The following is a 5,034-nucleotide window of genomic DNA, read 5'->3' as shown; positions in this document are numbered from 1 at the left end:
GGGTATCTATTCCAAAAGGTGCTGAAGCAGTTAAACCTTTTGATAAAGCGAAATATCTGGGAAAATGGTACGAAATTGCCCGCCTGGATTTTAAATATGAAAAAAACCTGAATCATGTAACAGCAACTTATACGGAGGGAGAAGAAGGGCTGATTAAAGTAGATAACAGAGGCTTTGATGTGGTAAAAGGGAGATGGAAGAACAGTATTGGAAAGGCCAGAACTGTAAAGGATCCTGAAGAGGGCAGGTTGAAGGTATCTTTTTTTGGTCCGTTTTATGCCGGTTATAATGTTATTGCAATTGATCCGGATTACCGTTACGCACTTGTAGTGGGGAATAATTTAAAATACATGTGGATTCTTTCCAGAGAGAAAACCATACCGGAAACGGTTAGATTGGCCTATTTGAACAAAGTTAAAGCTTTAGGTTATGATATTGACGCCCTGGTCTGGACGAAACAGGATTAGCAAAACCATATAGAGGTTATGACACCGATGTATTGAGCAATATCATGTTAATTGTTTTTTTATTGGAATTAACACTATATTTAATTTCAGCTAACATTAACCAAATATTTTTGAGCAGAAATGCCAAACTACATCCGGGATATAAAAGAAGGAGATCATGTATCTTTTGAAATAGCTTTTAAGCTATGGCATAAGAAAGTATTTGCCTTTTTTTTAAAAAAAACTGCTTCTGAAGACCGGGCACAGGAGCTTACCCAGCTGGCTTTTATAAAGCTATGGAACTTTAGACATACTTTGTCTGAAGAACACGAATTTGATCTGCAGCTGTTCAGGATTGCAAAAACAACACTGCTCGATTATTTTAAAAAAATAGCCTGTGAGGAGCGTAACCTTAAACGGTATTACGATGAAGCCGAAGAAGAAAAAGCAGCACATATTGATATTTTTGAGGCCCGTCAGGAATTAGAACTTGCTTTAAGTGTACTTCCTCCAACCAGAAAAAAGGTTTTTCTCCTAAGCCGTTTACACGGCTATTCGTATAAAGAAATTTCTGAACAGCTTTCTATTTCGCCCAGGACTGTAGAAAAGCACATTTCCCTAGCCATTAAACAATTGAGTGGCTATTCCTATGTTCCTGCTATTATTTTCCTGGCAGAATATCTTCGCTAATTTTTTTACCCATTACGGGTTTATGTCTAAACCAATCGTATTAGTAGTATGAGCATGTCAAAAGAGCTTCTGGATAAATATTTTAAAGGGCAATGTAGCCCTGAAGAGAAGCTTGCGGTGGGTAAATTTCTGCAAGAAACGAATAATCTTCCAGAATATTTATTGGACAAAAATGAATGGGATGGGGTTACTGCAGCACACATTTCTTCTGAAAAAACCGAAGAGATGTTTGCTGCAGTAAAAAAACAGATACAACCACATGTGTATAAATTAGGGTGGATAAAAAAAGTTTCTGTTGCCGCGGTTATTTTTGCTCTGTTGGGTATTGGCTTATGGAAAGTCAATCAAAATTCTACAGATTTCACTCCGGTCAATATTCAGGTTCAGTCTCCCGCAAAAACAGCATCAATTTATTGGAAATCAATTGTAAATTATACGGATTACAGCCAGGAAATTAAATTGCCAGACAATTCTATAGTAAAAATATACCCAGGAGGTGAATTGAAGTATACTTTACCTTTTGGAAAGGACAAACGTGAACTTTATATGAAAGGCAAAAGCTTTTTCCAGGTAACTAAAGATAAAGTACATCCCTTTGTTGTTTATGCTAATGGAATATCTACAACTGCTTTGGGAACATCTTTTACGATAACTGCATTGGAAAAAGGTAAGTTTATTAAGGTTCAGTTACATACCGGAAAGGTCTGGGTGAAAAATATAGATTCTGCTCGTCAAATGATGCATTTTAGTAAAATTCTTCTGCCTGGAAATGAACTGGTCTATAACCTTAAGCTGAACAATGTACGGGTTAGTGACAGCAGAATTGAAATTAAACAGGATAATAAAATTAAGGAGCTGAATTTTACACAGGCTTCTTTGACCGATGTTTTTGCCAGATTAGAAGAGCATTATAAAGTTAAAATTAAATATCGCGCTGATGATTTGAAAGAAATGTCCTTTACGGGAAGTTTGAAATTGACAACATCCATAGACACCATACTTGAAGAAATAGCTGAATTAAATAAACTTAAACAAACAAAAACAAACGACGGCTACCTGATTAGTAAGTAAATCGAGAACTATATGATTATAATTTATTCTGCTTCAATAGCGGACAGGGAATATTTTGTCAAAAAAACAACCAAATCACCACATATTATGCATAGAAAATTTACTACACATTTGCTTTTTTGCCTGCTGCTCATGGCAGTATCGGCCAAAACCTGGGCTCAGCAAAGTTCTGAGATAACCGGGATTGTTAAGGATGAAACAGGACAGCCCCTACTTGGAGCTTCTGTCTTTCTAACGAACACAAAAACCAGTGAGAAAAAAGGAGTTATTGTCAATAAGGACGGTAAGTTTTTAATTAATGGCCTGTCTGCAGGGGTTCCTTACAACATTAGTGCTTCTTATATTGGATATACGACAAAGACGATTGAAAACTATGTGCTCAAAGCAGGAGAACAAGCGACACTGCTTATCCAGCTGAATCCTTCTTCAGCCTCTTTGTCTGATGTGGTTATTGTTGGATATGGCAGCCAGAAAAAGAAAGATGTAACCACTGCTATTGCAAGCTTGAAATCTTCAGACCTGGAGAACCAGCCGGTTAATAACGTTGCAGAAGCAATGGTCGGTAAAATGGCCGGGGTGCAGGTTTCACAAGGGGCAGGGACACCCGGTGGCGCATTGTCTGTTAAGGTTAGGGGGGTAGGTACCATTACAGCTGGTTCAAATCCTTTATATGTAATTGACGGGGTGCCTATTTCTAATGATAACATCAACAATTTAAATACAAATGATATCGCTTCTGTTGAGGTACTGAAGGATGCTTCCTCGGCAGCTATTTATGGTTCCAGAGGCTCAAATGGCGTAGTGTTGATTACCACCAAGCAGGGAAATAACCGCGTGTCGACCATCAATGTCAACAGCTATACGGGATGGCAGTCTATCTCTCATAAGATCAAGATGATGGATGCTTATCAGTACGCACAAATGGTGCTGGAATCCAGAAATAATACCTATGCTGATGCTATGGATGCCATAAACCGTAAAAATATAGCTTTAGGGCTTCCGGTTGTTCCTTATAGTTTAAGCGATAACAACAGTGTCCGTTTGCTGAAAGCCGGAGCCGGAAACACCAGTGCGGTGATGCCTTTGGAAGTACTCCCTTATTTGCAAGGTCAGCAGGGATTAACCAATACAGACTGGCAAGACCAGATTTTTAGAGTAGCTCCAATCCAAAGCCATTCTATCTCTGCCGCGGGCGGGAGTGAGCTGTTAAAGTATTACGCGTCAATGGAATATTTTGATCAGGATGGGATTATTCTGAACAGTGGATTTAAACGATATAGCGGAAGGTTAAATTTAGAAGGAAAAAAAGGGGCATTCAGATATGGTGTGAACCTTTCACCCTCGGTAATCAATGAAAAAAGAGTGAACGCAAACGGTGCATACTCCGCGGGCGGAATTGTAGCTTCGGCCTTACATTATTCACCTATTTTCCCGGTATACAACAGCGATGGGAGCTATAACTTTGGACAAAACTCCTGGAGTACAAGCACCAACACGGTTGTTCCGGGTGTAGATAAGCCAATAGGGGGGAATGGTGAAACACAAGCATGGAATCCTGTGGCGCTTGCAATGCTTCAAAAAGATGAAGTCGGATCAAACAGGTTAACTGGAAGTGCCTTTGTTGAAGCCACTATATTTAAAGATCTGAAATATAAAATACAGCTGGGAATAGATCTTTTCAACAGTTCGGAAGACACCTTCAGTCCATCAACTATTCCAAAATCAAATAGTGCGGTAAATGAGCCTTCAGATGCTTCCGGTTCTTCCAGGACAATAAAGGAAACCAATTGGTTATTGGAACAGACTTTAAACTATAACAAGATGATAGGTGACCATAGCATCAGTGCTTTGCTAGGCTGGTCTGCACAGAAGGATGATCTGAGTGGAAATTATGCTTTGGCAACAAAAGGCTTTATCAGCGATCAGATCAGTTATTTAAATGCGGGTTTAGTAACCAGTGGAACAGCCACCAGGCAACAATGGTCTCTGGCCTCCGGTATTGCCAGATTACAGTACAGTTATAAGGGTAAATACTTGTTTACGGGTTCGTTAAGGGCTGATGGCTCTTCGAAATTTGGTTCAAACAACAAATGGGGGTATTTCCCTTCTGCATCCATTGGATGGAGGATGTCTGAGGAAAGCTTTCTTAAGAATGTAGAGTCTATTTCAGATCTTAAGTTGAGGGCCAGCTACGGACTAACCGGTAATTTCAATATCCCTGCTTACGGAGCACAGGGTGCAATGACAAACTATGGATATGTTCTGGGAGGAGCGACACCGGGTGTTGTGAATGGCGCAGCCCCTTATGCGACACCAAATGATGATCTGAGATGGGAAAAGACAGCGCAGTTGAATTTAGGTTTCGATGCTTCGTTTTTCAAAAATCAGCTCACTTTGTCTGTTGATGTCTACAATAGCAACACCAAAGATTTATTGCTGGATGTACCGGTTCCCTTAACCACAGGCTTTGCAACAGAATTGAAAAATATCGGAAAAGTGAACAACAAGGGGATAGATATAAATTTAGGCACACAGCAGCAATTTGGTGGCGTAAAGTGGACGGCAAGTGCCAATTTCTCCAAAAATATCAACAAAGTAGTGGAGTTGGGGCCTGGAAATGCAGATATCATCAAAACTGGATCTGTGGCCAATGCCTACTTTTTAACCCGGGTCGGAGAACCGATCGGGTCCTATTATTTGCCGGTTGTTTTAGGTGTGTTTAAAAACCAGGCAGAAGTAGATGCCTATCCTCATTATAAAGATACACAAGGGAATTACGATTTAAATACGTCTAAACCAGGTGATTTTAAATTTAAAGATGTAGATG

Annotated in this window: 4 protein-coding genes; all 4 read left to right on the top strand. The window is 39.7% G+C overall.

The features are described from left to right. On the top strand, positions 1-467 hold a 467-nt coding region (locus VNZ46_RS28115), incomplete at its 5' end, for a lipocalin family protein (protein WP_325564816.1). Positions 468-587: 120 nt separating this feature from the next. Further along, positions 588-1,136 (top strand): RNA polymerase sigma factor, encoded by a 549-nt coding sequence (locus tag VNZ46_RS28110; protein ID WP_325564814.1) that lies wholly within the window; start codon positions 588-590, stop codon positions 1,134-1,136. Positions 1,137-1,190: 54 nt separating this feature from the next. Further along, complete coding sequence (locus VNZ46_RS28105) at positions 1,191-2,207, top strand: FecR family protein (protein WP_325564812.1); 1,017 nt, start codon at positions 1,191-1,193, stop codon at positions 2,205-2,207. 87 nt (positions 2,208-2,294) lie between these two features. Beyond that, a partial coding sequence (locus VNZ46_RS28100) for a SusC/RagA family TonB-linked outer membrane protein (protein ID WP_325564810.1) occupies positions 2,295-5,034 on the top strand: 2,740 nt, incomplete at its 3' end.

It is taken from the genome of Pedobacter sp., from assembly GCF_035566355.1.
Classification (GTDB): domain Bacteria; phylum Bacteroidota; class Bacteroidia; order Sphingobacteriales; family Sphingobacteriaceae; genus Pedobacter.
Note: the sequence above shows the minus strand (reverse complement) of the source record. Positions and strands in the feature narration are given on the sequence as shown.

Excerpts from the sequence above, each read along its gene's own strand:
- VNZ46_RS28110 (WP_325564814.1), top strand. The coding sequence starts at position 588 with ATGCCAAACTACATCCGGGATATAAAAGAAGGAGATCATGTATCTTTT.
- VNZ46_RS28105 (WP_325564812.1), top strand. The coding sequence starts at position 1,191 with ATGTCAAAAGAGCTTCTGGATAAATATTTTAAAGGGCAATGTAGCCCT.